This is a genomic window from Ruegeria sp. CJ3, from assembly GCF_056536725.1.
In genome coordinates this window covers 211,212-236,323 of the sequence record NZ_JBQFQE010000007.1, presented here as the reverse complement: position 1 = coordinate 236,323, position 25,112 = coordinate 211,212, and the positions used below count along the sequence as shown (strand labels likewise).

The following is a 25,112-nucleotide window of genomic DNA, read 5'->3' as shown; positions in this document are numbered from 1 at the left end:
GTCGTCATTGCTTTTTGAATGCGTCCCGTAGCGCGTCCCCGAAGGCGTTGTTTTGCGAGGTCTGTGACTGACCCTTGTGCTGTGCCCGTTTCGATTGTGCTGCCCGAGCGGGACGGGCGGAGCCGCGTGCGGCTTTGTCCTCTCGCGCGGAGGCACCGCCGTCTTTGCGCATCGTCAGGCCGATGCGTTTGCGGGGCACGTCGACCTCGACCACCCGGACTTTGACCACCTGACCGGTCTTGACCACCTCATGCGGGTCTTTGACGAACCGGTCGGCCAGTTGGCTTACATGGACCAAACCGTCCTGATGCACCCCGATATCGACGAAGGCCCCAAAGGCCGCGACATTGGTGACCGTGCCTTCCAGTACCATGCCGGGTTTTAGGTCGGTGATCTCTTCCACGCCATCGGTGAACGTGGCGGTCTTGAAACTGGGGCGCGGGTCACGACCGGGTTTTTCCAGTTCTGCAAAGATATCGCGCACGGTGGGCAGACCGAATGTGCCATCCACAAACTGCTCGGCCCGCAGACCCTTCAGCGCCCCGTCATGCCCCATGATCTGCCGGATATCGCGCCCGCAGGCACTGACCACGCGACGGGCGACGTCATAGGCTTCGGGGTGGACGGATGAGGCGTCCAACGGCTCGGCCCCATCGCGGATACGCAGAAAGCCCGCGCATTGTTCAAAGGCATGGGGGCCAAGACGCGCAACATTCAGCAGGTCCGTGCGCGAGGCGAAGGCTCCGTTTAGGTCGCGGTGAGTGACGATGGCCTCGGCCAAACCGGGCCCGAGGCCCGAGACATGGGACAACAACGGGGCTGAGGCAGTGTTCAGGTCCACGCCGACCGCGTTCACCACATCCTCGATAACCGACTCCAGTGATTGGGACAGGCGATGCTGATCCACGTCATGCTGGTACTGACCGACGCCGATGCTTTTGGGTTCGATCTTGACCAGTTCGGCCAGCGGGTCCTGCAGGCGGCGTGCGATTGAGACCGCGCCGCGCAACGAGACATCCAGATCGGGGAATTCCCGCGCCGCCAGTTCCGAGGCAGAATAGACCGAGGCCCCGGCCTCGGACACCACAACCTTGGTGGGCGTCTTGGCGGTTTTGGGCAGCAGGGCCAACGTGTCGGCCACCAGACGTTCGGTCTCGCGGCTGGCGGTGCCGTTGCCGATGGCGATCAGCTCGATCTCATGCGCCGAGATCAGGTTCAAGATCGCCGCCTGCGCGCCGCGGAGGTCATTCTTGGGCTGAAAGGGGTAGAGCGTATCGGTTGCCACCACCTTGCCGGTTGAATCCACGACCGCCGCCTTGACGCCGGTCCGGATGCCCGGGTCCAGCCCCAAAGTCGCGCGCGCGCCTGCCGGGGCGGCGAACAGCAAGTCCTTGAGGTTGCGCGAAAACACCTGAATTGCTTCGTCCTGCGCGCGGCTGCGCAGATCGGCCATCAGCTCGACCATCATCGACAGGGACAGTTTCACCCGCCATGTCCAGCCCGCCACCTTGCGCAGCCATTTGTCGCCCGGCGCGTCGCCTCGGGTCTGCAAATAGGCGGCGACCATCGCCTCGGCCCGGGCGGCACCGGTTTCGGGCTCGGGGGCAATGTCCAGCGTCACGATCCCCTCTTTCGAAGCCCGAAGCATTGCCAGCGCCCTGTGGGAGGGCGTTTTGGCCCACAGCTCGGTATGGTCGAAATAGTCGCTGAACTTCGCGCCTTCCTGTTCTTTGCCCTCGACCACCTTTGCGGACAGCAGGGCTTCGCGCTGCATGAAATTGCGCAGTTCCCCCAGCAGGGTTGCGTTTTCGGTCAGGCGCTCGGTGATGATATCGCGAGCACCATTCAAGGCGTCCTTGGCTGTGGGCACGGCTTCACCCAGATAACCTGCGGCCAGAGCTTCGGGATCGGCGGCACGGTCGGCCAGAATCGCATCGGCCAGCGGCTCCAACCCGTTTTCGCGAGCGATCATGGCCTTGGTCCGGCGTTTGGGCTTATAGGGCAGATAGATGTCCTCCAACTGCGCCTTGGTCTCGGCCTGCGCGATGGATTTGATCAGATCGTCGGTCAGTTTTCCTTGATCTTTGATCGAGTTCACGATGGCCTCGCGCCGGGCTTCAAGCTCGCGCAGATAGGTCAGGCGGTCGGACAGCGTGCGCAGCTGCGTATCGTCCAGCCCGCCGGTCACCTCTTTGCGGTAGCGGGCGACAAAGGGCACCGTTGCGCCTTCGTCCAGCAACCTGACCGCAGCCCCGACCTGTTCGGGGCGGGCGTTGATCTCGGTGGCGATGGTGCGGGCGATGCGGTCCAAGGGGGCCTCCTGACTGTCGGTTGGAGGACCGTCTTAGCCAGAGGGGCAGGCGAGGGGAAGGGGCTTTGACGCCCTGCACGAAAACTGCACGAGCCATGCGCGATGTTCTGCACCCAAGCCGGCCAGAAAGACGCTGCACTAGAACAAATGGAGCAGTGATATGGGACAGTTTATCGTGCGCGGGGTTCCGGCCTCGGTTTTGCAGGACAGTTGGTGGTTTGATGCGCCCGAGCAGCCAGGCGAAAGGCAGGATGGTGGCACAGGGCCGGGCAGGCGACACGCGGTCGGAGGTCTGGCCCTCTTGGTCGCGCTGGCGGATGTGTTGTTTCTGGACCATCCCCCGGGCGTTTCGCTGGCGGTTTTTGCCTGTGCGTTGGCCGGGGTTGTGTGGTTTCTATTGGCGCGGCGGGCGGGTCTGATCGGACCGGCGGTTCTGCTGGTGCTCAGCGCCTTGCCGGTGGTGGAATATGTGCAGGCGCTGTCGGTTGCGTTTCTGCTGGGTGGCTCGACCGTGGCGCTGTGCTGGGCGGTTCTGGGCCGATACGAGGGCCCCTCGTGGCGCAGGTTCTTGTCTGTGGCCCCGTTGTTGGCGGTCCGCGACGCCATTGAGGCGCTGCAGAGTGGCCATGCCGCATCACGGGCCGATGGCGCGGTTTTGCGCCTGCTGCGGGCCTGGGGATTTCCAGTCGGGGGCGGTCTGATCCTGATGTCGCTCATGATGTCTGCAAACCCGATCCTGTCAGATTGGCTCGATCATCTCTGGAGGTTTGACCTTCGCATCGACCGGATCCTGTTCTGGCTGGGGAGCGCCCTGTTGATCTGGCCGGTTCTGGCCGTCGCGGTGCGGCCCGAATTGCTGGCCGCGCGGAGTGGGCCAAGGCAACCCCGTTCTCTGCCCGGATTTGGCCTGAACGCGGGGTCTGTGGCCAATGCGCTGATCACCTTCAACCTGCTGCTGGCGGTGCAGACGGTCATGGATATCGCTTTTCTATGGGGCAATGCCGACCTACCCGACGGCATGAGTCACGCCGAATACGCCCATCGCGGTGCCTATCCCCTGCTGGTCACCGCGCTGCTGGCCGGAGCCTTCGCGCTTGCCGCGCGCCCGTTTCTGGCCGAGCGTCGGCGCCTGACCCGCTGGATGATGCTGTGGCTGGGTCAGAACGTGCTGCTGGTGATCTCGTCTCTGGTTCGCCTGTCGCTGTATGTCGAGGCCTATGGGCTGACCTATCTGCGAGTTCATGCCGCGATCTGGATGGGTTTGGTGGTAGCGGGACTGTGTCTGGTGGGCTGGCAAATCCTGCGCGGGAAATCGAACCGGTGGCTGCTGCTGCGATCCGCCGCGCTGGGTCTTGGGGTGCTCTACGCGTGCTGTTTCGTGAATTTCGCGGCGCTGATTGCGCGGGAGAATCTGCACCATCCGCAGCGCTACGATGAATACTATGTCTGCCAGTTGGGTCCGATGGCAGCGGCTGAGATCGCAAATTCACCGCGCCCCACGGGCTGTGCTGCATGGACGCCGCAGATCAGCAATTGGCGGGAATGGGGGTTTCGCGCGGATCGCGTGATCCGTAGTCTGAACGCCGAAACGAAACCGGAGAAACCTGATGAAAATCCTCGTCGTGGATGACGATCCGCGCCTGCGCGAGCTGGTCTCGATCACGTTGGAGCGCGCGGGCTATCAGGTCATCACCGCGCGCGACGGGCAATTGGCGCTGACCCATGCCATGCGCGAGGCCCCCGATCTGGTGGTGCTGGACGTGGGCCTGCCCGAACTGGACGGGCTTGAGGTCTGCCGCCGCCTGCGCGCCCGATCCGAGGTGCCGATCCTGTTCCTGACCGCCCGCGATGATGAGATCGACCGGATTCTGGGCCTCGAACTGGGGGCTGACGATTACGTCACCAAGCCCTTCAGCCCCCGAGAACTGGTGGCGCGGATCAAGGCGATCCTGAAACGCAGCTCGGCGGGGGGTGCGGCGGGTGTTTTGCGCCACGGGCCGGTCGAGCTGGATGCCACGGGTCACTCTGTGCGTATCGACGGTGCGGCGCTGGCGCTGACAGCGACAGAGCTGTCGATCCTGCGCCGCCTGATGCAGACGCCCGAGGCCATTGTCTCGCGCCCGCAACTGATCGATGCGATCTACGGCGCAGGCAGCGCGGTGGCCGACCGCACGCTGGACAGCCATCTGCGCAACCTGCGGCGCAAGCTGGGTGAACAGGGTTGGGGCAGCGCCATCGAAACCGTGCATGGTATTGGTCTGCGGATGGGCGCATGGCCGGGCTGAGGCGCAAGTGGCGCCCGTCGCTGGGCTTTGTTCTGGGCGGTGCGCTGGCTGGCACACTGGCCCTGTCGCTGCTTGGCCTGATCGCGCTGCGCTATCTCGGCCCCGAGATCGGATTTCGCAACGCGGCGCTGCTACTGGCGGGGCTGATCGGCGTGGCTACCGGGGTGCTGGGCTACCTGCTTGTGCGTTTGCTGCTGCGCCCGATCTCGGCTTTGGCGGCTTATTCGGCCTCGGTCGAATCCGGTCAACCCGCCGAACCACCCGCTCATTACGGTACGCAGGAATTGGCACGTCTGGCCCGCTCGGTCCTTGGTATGGCCGAAACCCTGCAACGCCGCGAAGCCTCGATCCGCGGCTTCGCCGACCACGTGACACATGAGTTGAAGACACCGGTGACTGCAATCCGGGCCGCCGGAGAACTGCTGGACGACTCGCCGGACCTGTCGGATCAGGACCGGGCTTTGCTGCAGCAGATTCTAGGCGCAAACGATCAGATGCAAACCCACCTGAGCGCCCTCAACCGTGTCGCCGCCGCCCGGGTGCCCGAGCATCACGGGACAGGCACGCTGGCTGAGTTGGCGAACGATTTGCAAGAGCGCTTCGCTGGGCTTGATCTGATATTCGAAGGCCTTGATCAGAACCTGCCGCTGGCCGCATCAGGCCTGAGAGTGGTTCTACAGCAATTGCTGGACAATGCCAGCCGCCACGGCGCGGGTCAGGTCACGCTGAGCGCCGCACCGGGGCGGTTGACAGTTCAGGACGATGGCCCGGGGATATCCGACGGCAACCGAGACCGCATCTTCGCCCCCTTTTTCACCACAGCCCGTGAACAGGGCGGCACCGGCATGGGACTGGCCATCGCGGCAAGCCTGCTGGGCGCTCATGGGGGGCAGATTTCTCATCAACCGTCCGTGCGAGGCGCGCGGTTTGAAATTCTGTTCCCCGCTGCCTGAGGAAACGGCACAGGCGCGGTTTTGCCCTCCCCGTGTCAATATGCGCCCCCAAACACGATTGATCCCCGGCCCATCCTGATTTAAGGGAGGCCCTGTCAAATCAGAGTCACCCGTGGGGCGTCATCGCCCCGTAACGGCTCGGTGCCAGTATTCAGCGTTGGCACATACTCTTGGATCGCACGCCCCGAAAGGCTTTAAAAAAGGTAAGGGAATATGGCAGAAAATTCGAACTTCGACGTATTGTATACCATTGTAGACGAAGCGCCTGAGCTAGCCAGCGCGTCGTTCCTGCCCATCATCCGCAAGTTCGCATCCGCCGCGGGTGTCAGCGTTGGGACCAAGGATATCTCGCTGGCCGGGCGCATCATCGCGACCTTCCCCGAGAACCTGACCGAGGCGCAGCGAATCACCGACGATCTGACTGCCTTGGGTGAGCTGGTGAAGACGCCGGACGCCAACGTGATCAAGCTGCCGAACATCTCGGCCTCGGTCCCGCAGTTGGTGGCGGCCATCGAGGAGCTGCAGTCGCAGGGCTATGATATCCCCAACTACCCCGAAGAGCCTTCGACCGATGAAGAAAAGGCGATCCGGGCGCGCTATGACGCAATCAAGGGCTCGGCGGTGAATCCGGTTCTGCGCGAAGGCAACAGTGACCGCCGCGCGGCACGAGCGGTGAAGAACTATGCGCAGAAAAACCCGCATTCGATGGGCGCGTGGGCCTCGGACAGCAAGACCAAAGTGTCTTCGATGCCCGGCAATGATTTCTATGCCAACGAGAAATCGGCCACCATCACCGCCGCGCAGGCTGGGGATGCGAAGATCGAATTCGTCGGCAAAGATGGCAGCGTGGCTGTTCTGAAAGACGGCTGGCCGCTGGAAGAAGGCACCGTTGCCGATGCGACCTTCATGTCGGTCAAGGCGCTGTCGGCGTTTCTGACCGAGGCCATCGAGGACACCAAGGCAGACGGCACCATGTTCTCGCTGCATATGAAAGCGACGATGATGAAGGTCAGCGACCCGATCATCTTTGGCTATGCGGTCAAGGCGTGGCTGGCCCCTGTGTTCGAGAAATTCGGCGCGGAACTGGAGGCGCTGGGTGTGAACCCGAACTCGGGTCTGGGCGATCTGCTGGAACGGGTTCAGGGCAATGCCGATATCATGGCCGCTATTGATGCGCTGAAAGGCGACCGCCCGTCCATGTATATGGTCGACAGCGACAAGGGCATCACCAACCTGCACGTGCCGTCGGACGTGATCATCGACGCCTCGATGCCTGCGGTGATCCGTGCGGGCGGTAAGGGCTGGGATGAGACCGGTGCCAAGGGTGACACCAACTGCGTGATCCCCGACCGCTGCTATGCGCCGGTTTATGATGAATCCATCAAGTTCTTCAAAGCCAACGGCGCGCTGAACCCGGCGACTGCCGGAGCCGTGGCCAACGTGGGTCTGATGGCACAGAAGGCCGAGGAATATGGCTCTCACCCGACTACGTTCCAGGCACCAGCCGATGGCACCATTCGGATCGTTCTGGCCAATGGCGAGACGCTGCATTCCCATGAGGTCGAGCAGGGCGATATCTGGCGCTCCTGCACCGTCAAGAAAGCCCCCATCGAGAACTGGATTCAGCTGGCGATGGATCGTCAACGCCTGACGGGCTCCGAGGCGATCTTCTGGCTGGACGCAAACCGCGCCCATGACGCGGAACTGATCAAGTACGTCAAACCGGCGCTTGAGGCGGCTGGCGTGGCTGACAAGTTCCTGATCATGGCCCCGCGCGAGGCGACCCGCCAGTCACTTGAGACGATCACGGCGGGCAAAGACTCGATTGCGATCACCGGCAACGTGCTGCGGGACTATCTGACCGACCTGTTCCCGATCTTGGAACTGGGCACTTCGGCCAAGATGCTGTCGATCGTCAAGCTGATGAATGGCGGCGGACTGTTCGAGACCGGGGCAGGGGGTTCGGCCCCGAAACACGTTCAGCAGCTGGTCGAGGAAAACCACCTGCGCTGGGACTCGATGGGTGAGTTCTGTGCGCTTGGGGAATCCCTGAACTTCCTGGCCGACAGCAAGGGCAACGCCAAGGCCGGTGTTCTGGGCGCCGCTGCCGAGGCCGCAACACAGGGCATTCTGGACAACAACAAATCGCCCAGCCGGAAGGTCGGTCAGCCCGATAACCGCGACAGCCACTATTGGTTCGCCCGCTACTGGGCCGAGGCACTGGCGGCGCAATCCGACGATGCCGATCTGGCCGCCGAATTTGCGCCAGTGGCGCAGGAACTGGCCGACAAGGAAGGTCAGATCCTGGCAGAACTGGCGGCGGCCCAGGGTGCTGCGGCTGATCTGGGTGGTTACTATCACACCGATCCGGCCAAGGCGGCGGCGGTGATGCGCCCCAGCGCGACGCTGAACGCGATAATCGGCTGATCTGCCTCAGCCATGGCTGTGCAAAAAACCAAAAAACCGGCCCTCTCTGGGGCCGGTTTTTTCATGCGTCCGAACTAGAAAAGGGCCGACCCCCATAGCCAGCCCTTTTCTGAGTGAGTGGCGAGGCTAAAGCCTCACCGGTGCAGTTGAGTTCATCCTACGCATATTGCTGACCCTGACTATTGGGGAATTCCCGTAGCGCAGGATTTTTTGGTCAATAAGCGGCTTATGCAGGCTATATTGACCCATTTAGGCGACACACCCTCATGGGGCGTCGATGCACAAAATCCGGATAGGCAACAAAAAAGGGCAGGTCTTTCGACCCGCCCCAAGATTGGCCTTATCGACCGAGAGATCAGTTAGACGCTGCGTTCAGCTTTTCGTTCTGTTCGCGCAGCGTGTCCGAGATGATCGCGTACCATTCGCCGGATTCACGCATTTCGATCAGACCTTTGTTCATCATTGCGATGTATTCGCGGGCGAACGGGTTGGTCCGGTGCGCCAGGAAGCTCATCGACGACAGGGTGGAGACATAAGGGTTTTCAACGATGTCTGCCGAAGTCAGGCCCATGTCTCTCATGGTTGACGCGAACAGGTCGACTTCGAAGGCGGCTACATCTGCTGTGCCGGTCAGCACGGCATCAAGGCATTCGCGGGCCGAATTGGGTTGAACCACACTTGTGTTGTCGCGGTTCAGACCTTGTTCTTCCAGAACCACCATGCTCCAGCCTGCCATGCGGCAGATGGTCGAACCTTCGAGGTCCGAGAAATCGGTGGCCTTCGCGTATTCGCTCTCGGGCAGGGTAAAGAAACCACCGACGATGTCGTAAACCGGAACCGAGGCAACAAACTGAGTGCAGCGCGCTTCGGTTTCTGCAGACCATTCATACGAGCGGTTGGTGCAATCCGGCACGGTCCAGGCGATGGAAATGTCGAACGCGCCCAGCGGCAGCAGCGTTTCCAGGTGCGAACTCCAGTCGTCGACAAAGCTGACCGAGAAGTCACGGCTATTGCCGGCCCGCTGCAGGCTGGTCGTTGCCAGACGGGTCATGATGCCGCCGCCATTCAGGTTTTCGGTTGTGAACGGCTCCCAGCCGTTGCCCGCAACCATCTTGATCGGCGGCGCGTACACGTTCGAGCGTTTGACGCTGGCTGCACGTTTTTCTTCGGCGGCGATCAGTTCCTGTGCGGACTGGCCGTTGGGCAGGCTGCCGTCTTCACATGGCAGGGCCAGAACCAGACCGGTCTCCAGCGAGCCGGGGTTGATGATCGCGTTGCGGTTCGCGTTGAAGATCGGCTGATAGTTCGATGTGCCGTAGGCCGCGATGGCAATCGTTGCCAGCGTGTCGCCGTCCTGCACTGTATAGTTCGAGCAGGCCTCTTGCGCGGCGACTGCACCGGCGTTCAGCGCGGTGAAAGCTGTTGCCGCCAATGCGGCCTTCTTGAATGTCTTGTTCATCATGTCCTCGTCCTCCAGACTTTTGTTTTGTCAGGCCAATTGAGGCCTTAGCCATTTTCCATTTGATAGCGCAGGGCAGTCGACACGATGTCGCGCCATTCGCCAGATTGCTGCATGATCGCCAGACCCTGGTTGAGCGTCTCAAGGATCGCTTCCCCATCCGGATTATCTTTGTGGGTCATGACGTTAAGCGACTTAATTGCCGCCAGGTTGGGGTTTTCGATAATCTGATGCTCGTAACCCAGACGGCTGATGGCCTCGACCGCCAGATGGGCTTCGATGGCAACGATATCGGCGCTGCCATCCATGACCGCGTGAAAGCAGTCATCGGGCGACACCGGGCGCATCAGGGTGATTGCCGGTTCATAAAGGCCCACCGCATCCATATGCGACAAGGACCAGCCTTCGGGGCGGCAGATCGTGGTGCCCACGAAATCCGCATAGGTCAGAGTTTCCTCATAGCCTGCGCCGTCCTTGGCAAAGAACGTATCCACCACTTCGTAAAACGGGTTCGAGAAGTTGTAGGTCTCACAGCGGGTACGGTCGCTTTCCGACAGGGCCTCAGCCTCTTCACAGTTCGGGCGCGACCAGGGGAAGGTCGCGTCGAAGGCCAGCGTTGGCATCAGCAGGTCCAGATGCGAGGACCAGTCATTGACAAACTGGATCTTATAGGGCTGCTCGGGCGCGGCTCGCAGCATCGCGGTCTCGACCAGATCGGTGTAAAGGCCCCGGTTCGGCAGCGCCTCATCCGTGAAGGGGGCATAGTTGCCGCCGGTGATCAGAAGAAGCTGGCGATCGCGGATTTCCGGCCGCTCGCCACCTTCTGCGTTGCGGATCAGGGCGGCCCCTTCGGCGCGGGCGGCCTCAATCTCTTTCTTCGCTTCGGCGCGGGCCGTGATCACGGCCTCTTCGCTGGCTTTCTTGGCTTCGGCTTCGGCGGCGGCCACGCGGGCTTCGGCCTCGGCGATGGCCTTGGCGGCACGTTCCTCTGCAGCCTTCACCAGTTCCGAAGCCATTTCAGCGGCCATTCGGCCCTCTTCGGTGTCAGGCAGTTCGGGCGCGCGGCCAATGTCTTCCAAGCAGGGGAAGGTCAGAACATCACCGACGCGGATGATGTTGGGGTTTGAGCCGATGACATCGCGGTTGGCGTCATAGATGAACCGGTAATCCTCGGTCGCGTAGACCTGGATTGCCAATTCCCGCAGGCTGTCGCCGCGCTGAATCTCATAGGTTGAACACGCCTCTTGCGCCGAGGCCGCCCCTGTTGCGGCTGCAAGAGCCAGGCTGGATATGATCAGATGGGTTCTCATGTTGTCCTGTTTCTCTGCCTTTTTATGTCTGCGCCGGTTTGACCACGGCGATTGAAATATTGTCCTGATCCGGGTCCGCCTTGGCGTGCAGCGCCTGTAACAGCGCATCGGCAATGTCGCGGGCCGGAGAATGAATGTGGCTGTGCAGCAGCGCTTCGATCTGGGCATTGCTGAGATATTGCAGCCCGTCGCTGCCGAGGATCAGAATGTCCGCCGGGTTCAGCGCCAGCGGCTGTTCCGGGCAATCCACCTTGGGGATCGCCGCGCCCATGATGACCGAGGTCAACTGATTGCGGTCGGGATGGGTTTGCGCTTCGGCCTCGGTCAACAGGCCCTGCGCAAGCTGGCCGTCAATCACGGGGGCCATCGAATGATCCTCGTTGATCTGGCTCAGGGTGCCGTCGCGGAACAGGTACAGGGGGCTGTCGCCGATCGAGATCCAGAATAGGTTCTGGTCGACCAGCAGGGTGCCCAGCAGGGTGGACCCCAGCTGGATCCCGGAGGTTTCGCCATGGCTGGCCACCTGAGCATTTGCTTGCATGGCTGCCATGGGCAGGGCGTCGAGCAGAGCGCCCTTCGTCACTTCATCGTTTTCAAGCTGCGCATCCAGCGCCTCTTGCCAGGCGGCGATCACAAGCGCGGATGCAACCTCGCCCGCATCGTGCCCGCCCATGCCGTCAGCGATCACGACATAGCCCGCCTGGGCTGTGTCGAAGACCCGCGCGGCAATCGCGTCTTCCTGCGTCTCGCGCTGACCCTGGTCCAGGATCAGGGCGATGTCATATGCAGGGGTCGCCAGCATCAGTCGGCATCCCGCCAGTCAAAGCCATCGTCGCAGAAGGCGGTAAAGCGGATTGAGGTCTCGCTGATGCGGATCAGATCGCCGTTGGACAGGGCAATGGTGCTGAGTACCGGTTTGCCGTTCAGCCGCACAAGGTTCGCCTTGCCGCCATGGCCCAGATAACATTTCCGGTCCTCGGGATCATAGGCAATCACCGCGTGGTTGCTGCGAGAAATCCCGGTATCGCCGAAATCAAGCTGGATGGCCTGATCATCGTTGCGACCGATCTGCATCAGGCCTTCGGTGAGGGTGACGCAGGCGCCACGTCCCGGTCCGGCAGTCACGACCAGCCAGCCAACCGGATAGGTCTGTTGCGCAGCTGGGGCGGCGGCCACCGGTTCGGCGGTTTCGATCAGCTCTTGCACATGGGTATCGGCGCGTTCAAAGCCCAGAAAGGTTGTCTTGACGCGCGAGCGGCGATCTTCGGCGGGGGCCGCAGGGGTCTCGGGCTGTTGGGGCGCTTCGGCGATGGGCTCGGGCGCGGGTTCCGGTGCCGGTTCGGGTTCCACCTCGGTCACAACCTCTGCCACGATCTCGGGCTCGGGTTGGGGTTCCGGCGCGACTTCGGGCTCGGGCGCAGAGGCTTCGGCAACAGATGCCAGCATGGCGTATTCGGTGTTGTCGACTTCGTCCTCTTCGGTCAGGTGAAGGGTGACGATCTGGTCGTCTTCCTCAACTTCTTCCTCAGCCTCGGCGACGACGTCCTCGGGGGTCGGCATTTCGTCTTCGACGACCTCGGCCACCTCTTCGGGTGCGGGTTCTTCATCGGCGAAATCCGGCATGGTATCTTCGGGGATCAGCTCATCGCTGTCTTCATAGGCGTCCGCCTTCATGTCGCCACCGCCCAAGGCGGCGCGCAGCGCGTTGAAATCGGCAATCGGTTCGGGCTTGTCGTCCTGCACCGCCTCGGTTTCGACTGCGTCTTCTTTCGGTTTTCCGGCACCTTCGAGAAGCCGGCTGAGAGGGCTTTTGTATTTGAACATGGTGTCGTTACCTTCTTGAATTCTGGCACGGGGATCATCCCGTGGGGCTGCTACAAACCCCTGCGTCTGATGCAGAGGCACTGATGAAAGGAAAAACGGGAAACTGGTAACTTCGCGACGGGCCGGTTCCCGACAGGGGGGCGATGTTGGGGCCACCCTCAGCACACACACGCTGGCGAATTTCACACGAACCGGTAGAACTACTCCTGCGCCAGCTGCATCGCCGCAGCGCTTTCGGATCCGTTGCGCAGAACCGTCAGGCGCGCCTCGGGCTGGTTATCTGCGACAAGTTGGGCCAAAACGGCATCCAGACTTTCGGGCCCGTCGATGGTGGTTCCTGTGCCGGACTCATTCAGCAGGATGTCACCGCGCTGCAGGCTGCTCGCGCTGTCCTGCGGTACGGCGGTCACGACGGTCTGCCAGCCGGCCTCACCATCATGGCGCACGTCAAAGGTATAGCCGTTGTGCAGGCCGAACATGCGGTAGGCGGGCAGGGCCAGCAGTCCGTTCTGTGCCCGGGTCTGTCCCAGCGGACGGTACCGGGCGGCGACGCGGATATAGCCGTCGGGATCCACCGAGAAATTGTCCAGAATCTGCGCTGCAAAAGAGGCATCCGGGCGCACCGGTTCCCCGTTGAGCGTAAAGATCGTCGCGCCGCGTTGCACCCAGTCTCCGATCACCGACATATCCTGATCTGCGTCGACGCCGTTGATGGCGATGGTGCTGCCGGTGGAACTGCGGCGTTGGGAAATGGAGAATGGGATTTCGACGTCCCAATGCCCGAAAGCCACCTGTTCGGGGGCCAGATCGACGGGTTCCGCCACAGCCGGTGCCTCGGCAACGACCGGTGCGCTGGTCTCGACTTCGGCCACCACCGGTGTTTCGGGCGGTGCCTCTGCCGGGGCCTCGGTGACAACCGGATCTTCGGGGGCTTCCAGAGTCTGCTCGACAGGTTGCTCCTGTGCTTGTTCTGGTTCCGGTGCCAAAGCGGGTTCGGCCTGTTGCGGCTCTGTTACGGCTTCGGCGGTCTGCTCGACCGGTTCCGGCGCTGTATCTGCAGGTGCCGGAGTGACCGTCGCCTGCTCTGTTGCCGGTGTTGCCCCGGGCGTCGACTGATCGCCCGACATCATGAAATATCCCCCGGCGGCCAACGCGGCACATACCACCGCGGCCCCCGCGATCATCTTGCCGCTGCCGCCCGAACCGCTTTTGACAACGGTGTCGACGGCCACGGCCGCTTCGTCCTGCGGCGTGAACTTGGCCAACTCGCCATCGGATTTTTCTTCGTTGCCCAGCACCAGATCGGAGTTTCCGGCCAGCAGGGCGGTCACGACGGCCTCGGCATTCTCGCTTTCGGCCTGGATCCGTTCCTTTTCGGCCTGCGCATCTTTGCGATCCATGCCGACGATGACCGAGACCGGGCGATAGCCGAACGTGTCGAACATCACGTCAGGGCCGCGGAACATGCGCAACCAGTCCAGCGCCGATTGCAGGCGGTCCGTGGCATGGACCTCCATCGCTTTGTCGATCGCTTCCAGAAAACCCTCGGGATAGCCGCTGAAGCGGTCCGTGAGCGGTGAATACGGGTCGTCCTGACCGTTGTTGAATGCGTTCAGGCGGGTCTGGCCGTCAATCGGGCGCTCGCCGCTGATCGCGTGATAGAGCGTGGCCGCCAGCACATAAAGGTCGCTGCTGGGCCCCTGTTCCGCACCGCGTACGTAGAACTCATGCGGCGAATACCCGTCTTTGATCACCCGCAGCGTCAGCAGGGCTGCCGATTTGTTGGCCGCCTGTTCGCGTGCGGCCCCAAAGTCGATCAGGATCGGTTCACCATGTTCGTCGATCAGGATGTTGTCGGGCGAGATATCCCGGTGCAGCATCCCGCTCTGGTGGATGAACGACACCGCCGACAGCATCTTTTCGGTGACCTGAACGATGAAATCCGGGCCGCTTTCATTCTCGGGGTTCTGGACATAATCCAGAAGGTCGCAGCCGCGGATCAGGTCCATCGCGATATAGGCGGTGTTGTTGTCTTCGAACACCTGATGCACGTCGACGATGTTGGGATGCACCAGCCGCGCGTGATTGCGGGCTTCCTGAATGAACAGCTCGATAATGGCGCGCAGATCATCCTTGTGATCGGGGTTTGCGGGCTCAACCAGATCGCCGTTCCGGTGGCAGAGTGCGCCCGGATAGCATTCCTTGATCACCACGTCCCGATCCAGGCTGTCCCGGGCCAGATAGGTGATCCCGAACCCGCCATTGCTGAGAAAGCGCTGGATTTCATACTGGCCGCGCAGCAACTTTGCGCCTGGCTGCAGTCCTTCGATCTGAGGTTCGTCGTGCGTTGTGCCGACAGCCTGGTTGTGGCTCATATCTTCCCGCCCATTTCATACGTTTTGCGGCATAGATAACTGGGGCTTCAGCCCACGAACTCACAACCAAACACAACCGCAGGACACTTGAGACGGTTAGACGGTTCAAATTTGACTTTATTGGGGCCGCCTGATGGCTTCACTAAGGATCAAGATTTAGAGATCACTACATCTAGGCGATGGATTGCTGCAAAACACCATATGATGTAAATGCAGGGTAAAAAACTTGATGCTTATCTGTTGAAATGCGCGGCTTGGTCCACGGATTCGAAACAATGCCAGAGTGATTCTGACCATCTCGAATCGCCGCATTGCGGCTCAATTCTAGCGCGAAAGCTTCAGGTGCCCGTTCTGGGCGGGGCCGAGGCGACGGTGCTTCCGGCCCAGGCAAGGTTATCGCTGAGCTGCGCAAGGATGCTGATTGCATCCTTCAGGGGCGCATCGCCGCTTTCAAATTGCAGCAGCAACAGCAGGTCGGTGGCCTTTTCGAACTCGGCCGGAATCCAGTCGGCCTCGGGGTCGATCTCCTGGCCCGATTCCAGCCGTTCCGCGAAATCCTCGACGATCTCCTGACAGCTTTGCAAAAAGGCTGCAGGCTCCATATCCGAGTTTTCGCGCAGGTCCTCGTAGATGCTGGCAATCGCGGCCAGCCAATCTTCGAGGATCGGGTTGTCCAGCGGGGGCAGGGCGGATTCCAGGCTGGCGTGGACGGTTTGACCGTCGGTGCTGGACTCATCGCTGTCAGCGCCGCCAATCTGCTCCAGATAGGGCTGAAAGTCCTGCGCAATGTCCTTGCGGGCGGCGTCCAGATCATGCTGGCGATGGTCCGAGGCGATCTGCAGCACGTGTTCGGCCAAAGTCTGACCACCGCAGGTTTCCCACAGCTCGAAATCGGGCTCGGGCTCCTGTTCCATGGCGCGCACCGCCACGGGGGTGCCGATGGGCACCACGGCGCGGAACATTCCGGCCTTTTCCTTGTTCAGACGACCGGTCACGCGGTCCAGCGCATCGCGGACAGGCGGCAGATCGGCATGCGTGACGGCCAGCAGGCTGTTGTCGCGCAGCTTTTGCGGAACCTGCGCCCACAGATGCCGCTCGGATTCGCGCCACGCATTGGTGCCGTTTGTGCACCAGATCGCGCAGTCTACATAATCGAGCAGATTCAACGTCTCTTTGTAGGTGTCATCAAGGGCCCCTGCGCCGGGCAGATCGAACAGTGAGATTTCCTGCAAAGCCGGTGTGTTCAGCCCGACAGAGATGAAATCGGGATTGTCAGCAGCGGCCTTTTCCAGTGCGATGCCCGAATAGGTCTTGGGTTCCTTGTCCCACCAGCCGACGGTGGTTTCGGGGGCGTCGGCATAAGCCACGATGACCAGCGGCAGTTTTAGATGCTGCGGACCCGTGGGCAGGATATCGGCCCCGGCCAGCATGTTGGCGAGGCTGGATTTGCCCGCCCCAAACTCCCCGGCAAACCCGATCGACACCGCATTCGACAGCCGTTCGGCATGGGCCAGAGCGCGGGCGCGCATCTCGTCCAACTCGGCCGAGGCGGGCTGTTTTTCAGTGACGGTCAAAAAGCGCTCCAGCTGGCGCACTTCCTGTTCGGTTCCGGGGAATTCAATCATTCTGCAGCCTCTGCCTGTGGCGTATCTATGGGCGCGGTACCTTGCACCGATCCCAGCTCATCAGCAATGCGGCGGGCCTGATCCACGGCCCGCTGAGCCTCGGTGCGCGCATTGGCGCCGTCGGGGTTGGTCCGGTGTTCCAGATGTCCGGCCAGCAGCGCCAGATAGTGATCCAGAACCGTCTGCAACCGTTCTGTCAGATCGCTGCGGGCGGTGTCCACCAGATCGTCGCCGATCATCTCAAATTCTTGCACGATCATCCGCTCGGCCCGGTTCAGGACGTTGCGGCGGGAAATCAGGCGCGACAGCCATGTCACACGCAACTCGACCGTGATGCCGCGCGTCAGGGCGCTGGTGTCAGGGCGGAACCAGCGCACAGCGCTGGTGTTCATGCGATTATCTGCCGGTTCCTGCCAGCCGGGCAGGGCGCGCAAGGCGGCGTTGCTTTGCATGTCGATGGCATATAGCTCGCTCAGCATCCGTTGGCGCACGACCTGTGTGGCGCCCTGCACCAACTCTCGCATCCGTTCACGCAGCGGCGTGAAATTCAGTTCGGTTTCGCCATCCCGGGCCAGCAAGGGCGATTGCCCGTCTGGTCCGCGCACGACGATCGAGACCGCTTCGGCCACCGTATCGTCCATCACCCCGCGCAGATTAGCCAGTACGTTGTCCATGTCGTTGGTGATGGCTTCGGTCTTTTGGGCGATCAGGGCGCGCAGGTCGGCGAGCGTTTTGTTGTTTTCGTCGGCATCGGTGGCCTCGGGCTGATCCTGTTCTTCAAGCGCGCGCAAGCGGGCGGCGCTGCGTTCCAGCTCGCCCTGCGCAAAACTGTTGAGGTGTTGCCACGCCATGTTCAGATGTTCCTGACGCGGCCCTTCGGTCAGCGCCTTGGTGACGTGACGGCGCAGATCCGGCAGCCCCGAAGCGATCATTGCCGCAAAGCGCAGCACGCCTTCGCGGCTGATCGGGCCGGGGCCTTGCTTGATCTCTTCGACGCCGGACAGATATTGCTTCATCTGCTCGGGATGGGCGCGCAGCCAGGCCAGAATCTCGTCGTGATCGATGCCGGTTTCGTCCCCGGTCAGTGCGTAATGCGCCCACTGGGCACTGCCCATCAGCACGTCGATGTCGGAATTGCCAAGCGCTTGCGACAGTCCGTCGATCACGTCGGCGCGCACTTTCGAGGCATCGTCTGGCCCGCCGCCCAACTCGTCCACGCGGTTGATGAACACCACGATCTGGCCCAATTCCAGCGCCTGCATCAGGCGGAACAGTTTCAGATCGGCCCGCGACAGGGCCTGATGCGCCGACAGCACGACCACAAAGAAATCGGATTCTTTGAGATACTGGCGCGAGATCTCTTCGCGGATCAGCAGCGGGTCATTGACGCCGGGCGTATCGGTTACGGTCACCGGATAGGGGAAATGGCCGATGTCGAAATAGACCTCGGCCTTGCGGGTGATATCGCTGTAAAGACCCCGGTCCGAGCCCGGGTCCTGACCTCCGTCTTCGGTCGGATCGTCCCCGGCGCAGACATAGCGCGCCAGATCGTCGGTGGTCAGATTGTCCAGATCGTGATGCTGGCCCAGCAGGTGCTTGTAGCTTTCGCCAAGACGCAGCTTGGCGCGGGTCTTCATCGCCTCGACCTGCTCCTCGATCATCTCGCGCTTATAGCTGTCTTCCTCGTCGGGAAACATATTGCGCAGCTCTTCGCCCTCGGCGATCAACGCCTGCCACTGGCGGTTGTCGAAGAAATGAAACTCGGCCCCCGAGGTCCGACCCGAGGGGTGGCCGAAATGCATGTCGGTGATGACGGTGGTCCAGGGGTTTACGTCCGAGGGCAGATACTCTGCCTGACCGGTGAAGCCATTGATCAGGCGCGATTTTCCCGCCTTGATCTGGCCGACAAAGGCAATCGACGGCTTGAGGTTCGACAGATCATCAATGATGCGCGAGATGAAATGACGGGTTTCGTCATTGCTCATCCCGTTCATGTCTTCGGCGATGCGAATAAGCTCGCGGCGGTTCAGTTCACTCATTAGATTTACCCTGGTAACTCGTATTTTAGATTTAGTTTTACAAAATGGACACTATTGGGCGGGATCGCGGTCATTCGACGGCGGGTTTCAAGGACTTCCACAGGTTGACGACAGCCCCCAGCTTGCGGGCATCATGGACGGCGGCGGCAGTTTGCTGACCATCGCTGAGAATGGCAAGACCCGCACCCTGACCGCCCGAGGGGCGCAGCACCATCAGTTGCGGCTGCGACAGGGCATCGGACCCGTCAGCCTGCCATCCGGTCAGATCGCGGGCGAACCGGGCCAGAAGGTCGGGGCCGGGATGTGCAGGCTGATCTGGGGCGCACAGGCCATCAAATGCCGGGTTTTCGCCGGATGCGTCCATCAGCAGACGGCCCAGTGCGAACCGGTCAGAGCCTTCGTAGAACTGCCCGGCGATGCCCGCCTCGGGTTCTGGGTCAGGGACGATGGACATGCGCGGTTCTTCGGGCAGGTCGATCCGGGTGCAGGCGGCTTCGATCTCGGAATATGTGATGCCGACATCATCCGCTTCCAGCGCGGTGTCGGGACGCAGCGACACCAGTTCCAGCGGGCCAGAGGCGGTCGAGATGTCGGACACCAGCTGCGCCAGTCGCGCGGTCAGATCCTCGCGCGCTTCGGTCTCAAAATCCGGCACCGGCCCCGAGGCGCAGCGGAACACATCCGTGATCCGGGAACTGTTGACTTCAATCGCCAGAACCGCGCCATCGGCGGCGGTAAATTCCAGCCGCCGGGGCAGGATCGTGCCGCGGATTGCGCCCAGTACCTGACCCCGCCGGGCCTCGGCGCTGTCGCCCGCAAGGAATGTGGCCGGAGACAACCGCGCCACCGACGACCGCCCGATATCGTCGAGCATTTCCAGTATTTCGCTGTCCATCATGCCGTGACCCCCTCTGGTCCCGTCTAAACTGCGGCCGCAACCGGCCCAAGGCTGAGATGTGATTTCGTAAGCGCAAGCCCGACATTTGCGCTGTCGCGGCAGATATAGCACACGACATGGTCGGGATATTCCTTCGTTCTGAGAAAGATGTGCAGACGATCGTTCGAAAACACCGCGATTTCCCCAAATCCCGGATGTCCGTCATCGTCGATTTCCGCGCTGCGTAACAGATCTTCGAACCCCTTGACGCCGCGCCCCTGAAACAGGTTCGCAACCGCAAGGGCCAGCGTTTCCATCGCATCGGCGCTGTTCTGGTCAGACGCATCCGCACCCAGCAACATCCCCGTTTCCATATCAACATACCCGGCTGCAATGCAGTCGGGTATGTTCTGAATGGCGGCGTTCAGCGCGGCATCAATCGACATCTTTCATCCCATTCTTCGGCCTGCACAAAAGGCCAGGGTCAAAGGACATGCCGTTCAACCCCCCGGTTTTCGCGAGCTTCGGGAACCCGGGGCAGGGCGTCGCCCTCCTTGCGGCTGCTGTGTTCCAGCGCGATCTGATCGTATTCAGTCAGGAACGCTGCAAAGGCGCTTTTCAGACCTTTGGCATCGTCGGGCAGAGCGTCATTCGTGACGATTTCGTTCCACATGGCGCTGGCGCTTGGCAAGGCCTCGGCGGTGGCAATCTGGTCGGATTTATCCTCGGGCATCGGTACGATCTGCACCGGGGCCAGCGCATTCGATTCCGGTTCGGGCTCATAGTCCTCGTCGTTGCGGTCCGACTGTTCAGACAACAACGCGGTGATCGATGACACCGACAGTTCGATATCCGATGCGTCCTTGCCCTCTTTGTCGGCGCTTTGCACCTCGGGGTCTGAGGCGGCGGCGAGCTCGTCCATCGCGTCCGATGGATCGGCTTCGGGCCCCAGAACGATCAGCTCTGCCTCTGCCTCGTCGTCATCCTCGTCGGCCATAAAATCGAATTCGTCCACATCCGTGGTCGATCGCGCCAGCGCGTCCAGATCCAGCGGATCATCCGGTTTGCTGGCGAAAACAGCGCGCAGATCGTCTTCGGCAGGTTGTGCGTCGGCTTCCATCTCGGCGCGCAGTCGTTCCGCCTCGTCCGCGTCGATCCGGGTACGCTCGGCCTCGTCCGGGCGTCGTTCGACGCGGGCAGGGCGCACCGGGAAGCTGGTGATCACATCGTCCGCATCCGAGGGTCGATCGACTGGGTCAACAAGCTTGAGCGGCGTGCTTTCGGGTTGCGGCGGGGTCGGCAAGGTCCGCACGTTGGGCGCATCCGACAGAGATTTGTCGATCTGATAGCGCGCCAGCATGTCGGCGCGGTTGTCCATGATCTGTTCGGTGATCTCAAGGAAGCTGTCGACCATCTTGCCACCGCCGCTACGCGACCAAAGCTCGGCATCGCCGGTCTTGTCACGCGCCAGAATGGCGTCGCGGGCCGAAAACAGGATGGTGCGGTTGAACAGATGGCCCGCTTCGCGGTTCACTCGACGCAGCACCTTCTGTCGGTCTTTCTGGTTCAGTGCATCCGCCCGGGTAACCAGCAACAGCGACTTGTGCTGCAGCCGTTCGGGCAGCGAGACCCATGTGGCCCGCTCGGTTTCGCGCCAGGCTTGTGTCGAATGGGTGCACCACAGAACGCCATTGGCCTGACCGACGGCACGTTGCCACACATCGGTCGAGATCTTCGGGTCGGAAATGCCGGGTGTGTCGATCAGATCGACCGCCTCGAGAATGTCGGCCTCAAGGAAAATCCGCACGAATTGCGCGTCATTCACGCCGACCTGTTCAAGCCGATCCAACTCGATAGTCTGAGTGCTGCCGTCGTGACGCTTGATATAGGCTGGCCGGTTGCCCCAACTGAACCACACGGGCGGCAGCTGCGTCGCCGTCACCTGTGTCGGCAAGGCCTGTTTACGCAGAAGAAAGTTCATCAACGTCGATTTTCCGGCGCTGAATTCCCCCATAAGCGCAAACACAGGCTTGCGGCGGGACCACTGCTCGATGCGGTTCCAGGCCTTGGGAGAGACGAAGCGGGTTTGTGATTCTTTTACCATAACTCTACTTATGCTGCTTCGTTGCTGAGGTCTTTGAGGATGTCACCCAGAATTTCGTCGCGCGATTTCTGGGGCTTGGTCTCGGTGATCTGCGCCGCCGCCTTGTCGGGCGATTGCGAGATGCTGAGCAAAGTGTCTTTCTGCTCGGCCATGAAATCGCTCAGGACGGCGCGGACGTTTTCCAGAACGGCTGCGATCTGGTTTTCCTCGATATCCTTGGTGATCGAGTTCGCCTCGGACGCGATCAGACGTGTGTAATCCGCAGCATAAGCCTCGAACCCTTTGCGCTTTTGCCACCAGCGACGCCACCACGTACTTTGCAGATCAAGCGCGATCGTGCGCCCGATCCCCAAGGGTGGCGGGACGCGTGGGACGATGGGCGCTTCGATGCTGAATTCGCCCAGATGATTGCCCAGTAGTTTTTGATACAGGGCTTCGATATCTGACGCCGCCGCCGAATAGAGCGCGCCGGCCTCTTTGCGCATCGAGCGGGCAAAGCTGAAATAGGCCGCTTTTTGCAGCGTCCGGAGGCCTGCAGGGTCGTACTGCCACGTGCCCTGCTCGCCATTCTGTTCCAGATGCGCGATCAACGAATCTGTCGCGCGTTTGACAAAGTTCGCCTCGGCCGAGGCCAGCCGTTCCAGAACCTTGTCGCGCAGTTTCGTGGTCAGTTCGGCGGCCTTCTTGTCATATTCTGCGGAAACGGTCGCAATCGCCTGATCCGGCGACACGCCATCCAGATCGCGCACGATGCCGTCGGTGTTCGACAGCGTCTTGGCCACAGCGGTGGCCCTGATCTGGCTGGCAATATTACGCGCCCGGTGGCGCACCCGATCCAGTAGACGGGTGCCCGCTCCTTCGGCAATCCGTTCGTTCATCGCCAGCAGCAGATCCGGCAGACCCGAAAGCGCCCAGATCTTGTCCAGCGACGCCGCCTGATCGCCAAAACCGGCGGCCAGATAGAAGGTGTTCAACGCCTGCCGCGATTCCTCGGTCAGGATATCGGGGTTGCCGGTCAACGCGGCCTCGGCCCACAGGGCGCTGCCGAAGACGATGCTGGTGTTGGTGTCGATGTTGTTCTGTTTCAGCGTGTCCTGAATGCGGTCGCGGATCTCGGGCACCTGATTGACCGGGTCGGACAATTCGTCGATGCGGTTCACGAACAGGATGATCTGTCGGTTCTCGAACTGTGCGATGATCCGCATCAGCGCCATGTCCATCGTGGTCAGCGCCTGACTGGCCGCCAGAACGACGACACAAACCTCGGACCCGCGCAGGCTGCGCAGGGTGATCTGCTCGCGCACCATGAAGGTGTCGTTGACGCCGGGGGTGTCGCAGAGTTTCAGCGAGATCGGATATTGCGGGATATCCATGAACAGCTCAGCTGATTTTGTCACATCGGCAAATCGGCCTGTCTTGGGGTCGATATCCGGGTCGTCCTCGTCGCCAAGGCAAACATAGCGCTGGATCAGCTCATCGTCGAAATAGTCATACTGGTGGCTCTGCCCTAAAATCAGGTCGAAATGCTTGCCCAGCCGGTCCTCGGACTTGGCCTTCATTTCCCCGATCTGACGGCGGATATCGTCCATCTCGTCATCGGCCCCGGCACGATTGGCAAGCTCGCCCAGACGACCACCGCCGACCATCAGATTGTCCCATTCCTCCTGTTCGAAGAAGGTGAATTTGGATCGGGTGTCGCCCTCGGTTCGGGTGTTGATGTTCAGCGTGGTCACCACGGATGTCCACGGGTTCACATCCGACGGCAGCAGGTTCGGCCGTGCGGCCAGAATGTTCACGATCGAGGATTTCCCGGCCTTCACCTGCCCCACCAGCGTGACGCTGGCGGTGAAATTCTCCATCTTCGTTTTCAGCGCTGCCAGCCGCGCCGAGGAGCGCGCATCCGCCACCTCTGTCAGTTGGTCGATTTGGGTCGCCAACGAGGTCATTGCCCCTGTCATCTCGGACAGGGACTCGTTGCCGACGGACAGAAGGTGGTCGTTACGCGCCATGGTCAGCCTCCGGTGCCGGTTGCGGCGATCTGGTCCCCTGCCCCGTCAGGCAGGCTTGCCAGCGTGTCGATACGTGCGATCAGGTCCAGCGCATTGCCAAGGATTGCGGCCTCGGTACGCGGTGAGATCGATTCATAGGCCATGGAGTCGGCCAGAATTTCGATGGAACTAAAGCCTTCGCCGTTCTCAAGGCACGCCACGCGGCGCCCGGTCGGGAAGTCTTGTGATTTGTGGGCAGGCAGCGGCATGCGGGCATTGGCCAGCAGATAACGATTGCCCGAATGGGTGCGCAGAGCGATGCCGAACCCGGTGCCAGGATGCTGGCGGTTCAGGGTTTTCAGCTCACCGATAAAGTTTTCACGGGCAAGACCAACGGCGTCTTGCTCGGAGGCAGCGGTTTTGATCTGATTGGTCACGACAGAGACCCTTGTTTCTGGAGTTGAGCAGAAACTCGTACGGTGCCGGATGGCAAAAAGACTCATTAACTCCTGCGTCTAATCAATTACGATCACCACGGTGTTATTTTGACGCGAATAAGATTTTTTGGCGTTTGAAATGTGGCGCAATTATGGTTTGGGCGCATAGAAATGTCTCAACCAATGGAAGAGTTGTTTCTGCGATTTGGGCTGCCGAGACGTATTTGAAGTAAGCGCCGAGCGAGTAGCGATGCGCGGGATTCTCGTCGAGCGTGTGAAGTGATATACTGTATATTATTGATATTTATACCTAATTCATAGGTAGGAGTTTCGGGTCCGCCGAACGTTCCATCGGTCGGCACCCGCTTGGCGCGCGATCTGCATGGAGAAGGAAATACAAGGACCGTTAAGACATTCTCGCAATGCAACCTATGAGTGCGTAAATTCATTCAACATTTCACGTGGAATGTTCTCGAAATGGAAACAAATGAATACAGAATCTCTGGGTGAATTGGCAATTGTTAAACCGGCCTTAGGAAGAAAGATCGGCGTCGTCTGTATCAGACCGGCGGTACTTGCCTGTTGGATGGCCGGGCTGATCCCGGGCCGCGTGTTGCGTACCCGGAGCACTGTCCGAACCCATCGTGACAATCTTTCATTTTACCCAATTTCCCTCTCGCCCTCGTGCAAAAGCTTTGCTATTCAGCGCGGCATTCCGGTGCTGTGTCGCCGTGTTGCGGGTGTGGCGAAATTGGTAGACGCACCAGATTTAGGTTCTGGCGCCGCAAGGCGTGGGGGTTCAAGTCCCTCCACCCGCACCATTCTATTCCTGACAATCCCTATCAGACGCTGAGAACGCCACTTCGTCGACACGACTTCAGAGCCAGCTATTCGCGGCATATTGATGGCCGAACCACTCGCGTCGTTGTCGGCAATCCAACCTGTGAAAAGGCCGGGTCGGTCGCGACAGTGAACATGGTAGAGCCGAGTCAGACTTCGATCTGACGCGGCTGTTCGGCAGGGGCATGGAACCCCCGGAGTGGATCCGCAGGTGATTCCAGGCTGAGTCGCGAAATCGTCATAATGACGAACGACCTC

Annotated in this window: 17 protein-coding genes and 1 tRNA gene; 5 read left to right on the top strand and 13 right to left on the bottom strand. The window is 61.2% G+C overall.

Going from position 1 to position 25,112, the window contains the following annotated elements:
* Positions 1 to 4: 4 nt before the first annotated feature.
* A complete protein-coding gene (locus tag ACR0J1_RS14425; protein WP_480733341.1) occupies positions 5 to 2,311 on the bottom strand; it encodes a Tex family protein in 2,307 nt (768 codons plus the stop codon).
* A 160-nt stretch (positions 2,312 to 2,471) separates the two neighbouring features.
* On the opposite strand from ACR0J1_RS14425, the gene ACR0J1_RS14420 reads away from it, so the two are divergent.
* From ACR0J1_RS14420 to ACR0J1_RS14405, 4 genes are all read left to right on the top strand, one after another.
* The gene (locus ACR0J1_RS14420; protein ID WP_480733342.1) at positions 2,472 to 3,941 is read left to right on the top strand and encodes a DUF4153 domain-containing protein; all 1,470 of its coding nucleotides are present in this window, start codon (positions 2,472 to 2,474) and stop codon (positions 3,939 to 3,941) included.
* On the top strand, positions 3,919 to 4,596 hold the full coding sequence (locus tag ACR0J1_RS14415; protein ID WP_480733343.1) for a response regulator transcription factor: 678 nt from the start codon (positions 3,919 to 3,921) through the stop codon (positions 4,594 to 4,596). The genes ACR0J1_RS14420 and ACR0J1_RS14415 overlap by 23 nt, the downstream gene beginning before the upstream one ends.
* Entirely contained in the window at positions 4,584 to 5,549 is a 966-nt protein-coding gene (locus tag ACR0J1_RS14410) for a HAMP domain-containing sensor histidine kinase (protein ID WP_480733344.1), read from the top strand. Before ACR0J1_RS14415 ends, ACR0J1_RS14410 begins: the two co-directional genes overlap by 13 nt.
* 213 nt (positions 5,550 to 5,762) lie before the next feature.
* A complete protein-coding gene (locus ACR0J1_RS14405; protein ID WP_480733345.1) occupies positions 5,763 to 7,976 on the top strand; it encodes an NADP-dependent isocitrate dehydrogenase in 2,214 nt (737 codons plus the stop codon).
* A 355-nt stretch (positions 7,977 to 8,331) separates the two neighbouring features.
* Here the strand turns inward: ACR0J1_RS14405 and ACR0J1_RS14400 are convergent, their stop codons facing one another.
* The 12 genes from ACR0J1_RS14400 to ACR0J1_RS14345 all read right to left on the bottom strand — a co-directional run bounded on the left by ACR0J1_RS14400 (position 8,332) and on the right by ACR0J1_RS14345 (position 24,014).
* Complete coding sequence (locus tag ACR0J1_RS14400) at positions 8,332 to 9,438, bottom strand: peptidoglycan-binding protein LysM (RefSeq protein ID WP_480733346.1); 1,107 nt, start codon at positions 9,436 to 9,438, stop codon at positions 8,332 to 8,334.
* Between the two features lie 44 nt (positions 9,439 to 9,482).
* Positions 9,483 to 10,745, bottom strand: a complete 1,263-nt coding sequence (locus ACR0J1_RS14395; protein ID WP_480733347.1) for a type 2 periplasmic-binding domain-containing protein — start codon at positions 10,743 to 10,745, stop codon at positions 9,483 to 9,485.
* A gap of 22 nt (positions 10,746 to 10,767) precedes the next feature.
* The gene (locus ACR0J1_RS14390; RefSeq protein WP_480733348.1) at positions 10,768 to 11,547 is read right to left on the bottom strand and encodes a PP2C family protein-serine/threonine phosphatase; all 780 of its coding nucleotides are present in this window, start codon (positions 11,545 to 11,547) and stop codon (positions 10,768 to 10,770) included.
* Entirely contained in the window at positions 11,547 to 12,569 is a 1,023-nt protein-coding gene (locus ACR0J1_RS14385) for an FHA domain-containing protein (RefSeq protein ID WP_480733349.1), read from the bottom strand. The genes ACR0J1_RS14390 and ACR0J1_RS14385 overlap by 1 nt, the downstream gene beginning before the upstream one ends.
* Positions 12,570 to 12,769: 200 nt before the next feature.
* Positions 12,770 to 14,944 carry a serine/threonine protein kinase gene (locus ACR0J1_RS14380; protein ID WP_480733350.1) on the bottom strand — a complete coding sequence of 725 codons (2,175 nt, stop codon included), beginning with the start codon at positions 14,942 to 14,944 and terminating at the stop codon, positions 12,770 to 12,772.
* A gap of 338 nt (positions 14,945 to 15,282) precedes the next feature.
* The gene (locus tag ACR0J1_RS14375) at positions 15,283 to 16,569 is read right to left on the bottom strand and encodes a dynamin family protein (RefSeq protein ID WP_480733351.1); all 1,287 of its coding nucleotides are present in this window, start codon (positions 16,567 to 16,569) and stop codon (positions 15,283 to 15,285) included.
* On the bottom strand, positions 16,566 to 18,608 hold the full coding sequence (locus tag ACR0J1_RS14370; RefSeq protein WP_480733352.1) for a dynamin family protein: 2,043 nt from the start codon (positions 18,606 to 18,608) through the stop codon (positions 16,566 to 16,568). The genes ACR0J1_RS14375 and ACR0J1_RS14370 overlap by 4 nt, the downstream gene beginning before the upstream one ends.
* A 70-nt stretch (positions 18,609 to 18,678) precedes the next feature.
* On the bottom strand, positions 18,679 to 19,506 hold the full coding sequence (locus tag ACR0J1_RS14365; protein WP_480733353.1) for a hypothetical protein: 828 nt from the start codon (positions 19,504 to 19,506) through the stop codon (positions 18,679 to 18,681).
* A 23-nt stretch (positions 19,507 to 19,529) separates the two neighbouring features.
* The gene (locus tag ACR0J1_RS14360; RefSeq protein WP_480733354.1) at positions 19,530 to 19,931 is read right to left on the bottom strand and encodes a hypothetical protein; all 402 of its coding nucleotides are present in this window, start codon (positions 19,929 to 19,931) and stop codon (positions 19,530 to 19,532) included.
* 38 nt (positions 19,932 to 19,969) lie between these two features.
* Complete coding sequence (locus ACR0J1_RS14355) at positions 19,970 to 21,589, bottom strand: dynamin family protein (protein WP_480733355.1); 1,620 nt, start codon at positions 21,587 to 21,589, stop codon at positions 19,970 to 19,972.
* A gap of 8 nt (positions 21,590 to 21,597) precedes the next feature.
* Positions 21,598 to 23,598: a dynamin family protein gene (locus tag ACR0J1_RS14350; RefSeq protein WP_480733356.1), complete on the bottom strand. Its 2,001-nt coding sequence runs from the start codon at positions 23,596 to 23,598 to the stop codon at positions 21,598 to 21,600.
* 2 nt (positions 23,599 to 23,600) lie between these two features.
* Positions 23,601 to 24,014 carry a hypothetical protein gene (locus ACR0J1_RS14345; protein ID WP_480733357.1) on the bottom strand — a complete coding sequence of 138 codons (414 nt, stop codon included), beginning with the start codon at positions 24,012 to 24,014 and terminating at the stop codon, positions 23,601 to 23,603.
* 736 nt (positions 24,015 to 24,750) lie between these two features.
* Here ACR0J1_RS14345 and ACR0J1_RS14340 point away from each other — a divergent pair.
* Positions 24,751 to 24,835 (top strand) — tRNA-Leu (locus ACR0J1_RS14340).
* Positions 24,836 to 25,112 lie beyond the last annotated feature (277 nt).

What these genes read in the sequence shown, in the direction of transcription:
- ACR0J1_RS14420 (WP_480733342.1), top strand. Translation starts at nt 2,472, where the DNA reads ATGGGACAGTTTATCGTGCGCGGGGTTCCGGCCTCGGTTTTGCAGGAC.
- ACR0J1_RS14415 (WP_480733343.1), top strand. Translation starts at nt 3,919, where the DNA reads ATGAAAATCCTCGTCGTGGATGACGATCCGCGCCTGCGCGAGCTGGTC.
- ACR0J1_RS14410 (WP_480733344.1), top strand. Translation starts at nt 4,584, where the DNA reads ATGGCCGGGCTGAGGCGCAAGTGGCGCCCGTCGCTGGGCTTTGTTCTG.
- ACR0J1_RS14405 (WP_480733345.1), top strand. Translation starts at nt 5,763, where the DNA reads ATGGCAGAAAATTCGAACTTCGACGTATTGTATACCATTGTAGACGAA.
- ACR0J1_RS14400 (WP_480733346.1), bottom strand. Translation starts at nt 9,438, where the DNA reads ATGATGAACAAGACATTCAAGAAGGCCGCATTGGCGGCAACAGCTTTC.
- ACR0J1_RS14395 (WP_480733347.1), bottom strand. Translation starts at nt 10,745, where the DNA reads ATGAGAACCCATCTGATCATATCCAGCCTGGCTCTTGCAGCCGCAACA.
- ACR0J1_RS14390 (WP_480733348.1), bottom strand. Translation starts at nt 11,547, where the DNA reads ATGCTGGCGACCCCTGCATATGACATCGCCCTGATCCTGGACCAGGGT.
- ACR0J1_RS14385 (WP_480733349.1), bottom strand. Translation starts at nt 12,569, where the DNA reads ATGTTCAAATACAAAAGCCCTCTCAGCCGGCTTCTCGAAGGTGCCGGA.
- ACR0J1_RS14380 (WP_480733350.1), bottom strand. Translation starts at nt 14,944, where the DNA reads ATGAGCCACAACCAGGCTGTCGGCACAACGCACGACGAACCTCAGATC.
- ACR0J1_RS14375 (WP_480733351.1), bottom strand. Translation starts at nt 16,569, where the DNA reads ATGATTGAATTCCCCGGAACCGAACAGGAAGTGCGCCAGCTGGAGCGC.
- ACR0J1_RS14370 (WP_480733352.1), bottom strand. Translation starts at nt 18,608, where the DNA reads ATGAGTGAACTGAACCGCCGCGAGCTTATTCGCATCGCCGAAGACATG.
- ACR0J1_RS14365 (WP_480733353.1), bottom strand. Translation starts at nt 19,506, where the DNA reads ATGATGGACAGCGAAATACTGGAAATGCTCGACGATATCGGGCGGTCG.
- ACR0J1_RS14360 (WP_480733354.1), bottom strand. Translation starts at nt 19,931, where the DNA reads ATGTCGATTGATGCCGCGCTGAACGCCGCCATTCAGAACATACCCGAC.
- ACR0J1_RS14355 (WP_480733355.1), bottom strand. Translation starts at nt 21,589, where the DNA reads ATGGTAAAAGAATCACAAACCCGCTTCGTCTCTCCCAAGGCCTGGAAC.
- ACR0J1_RS14350 (WP_480733356.1), bottom strand. Translation starts at nt 23,598, where the DNA reads ATGGCGCGTAACGACCACCTTCTGTCCGTCGGCAACGAGTCCCTGTCC.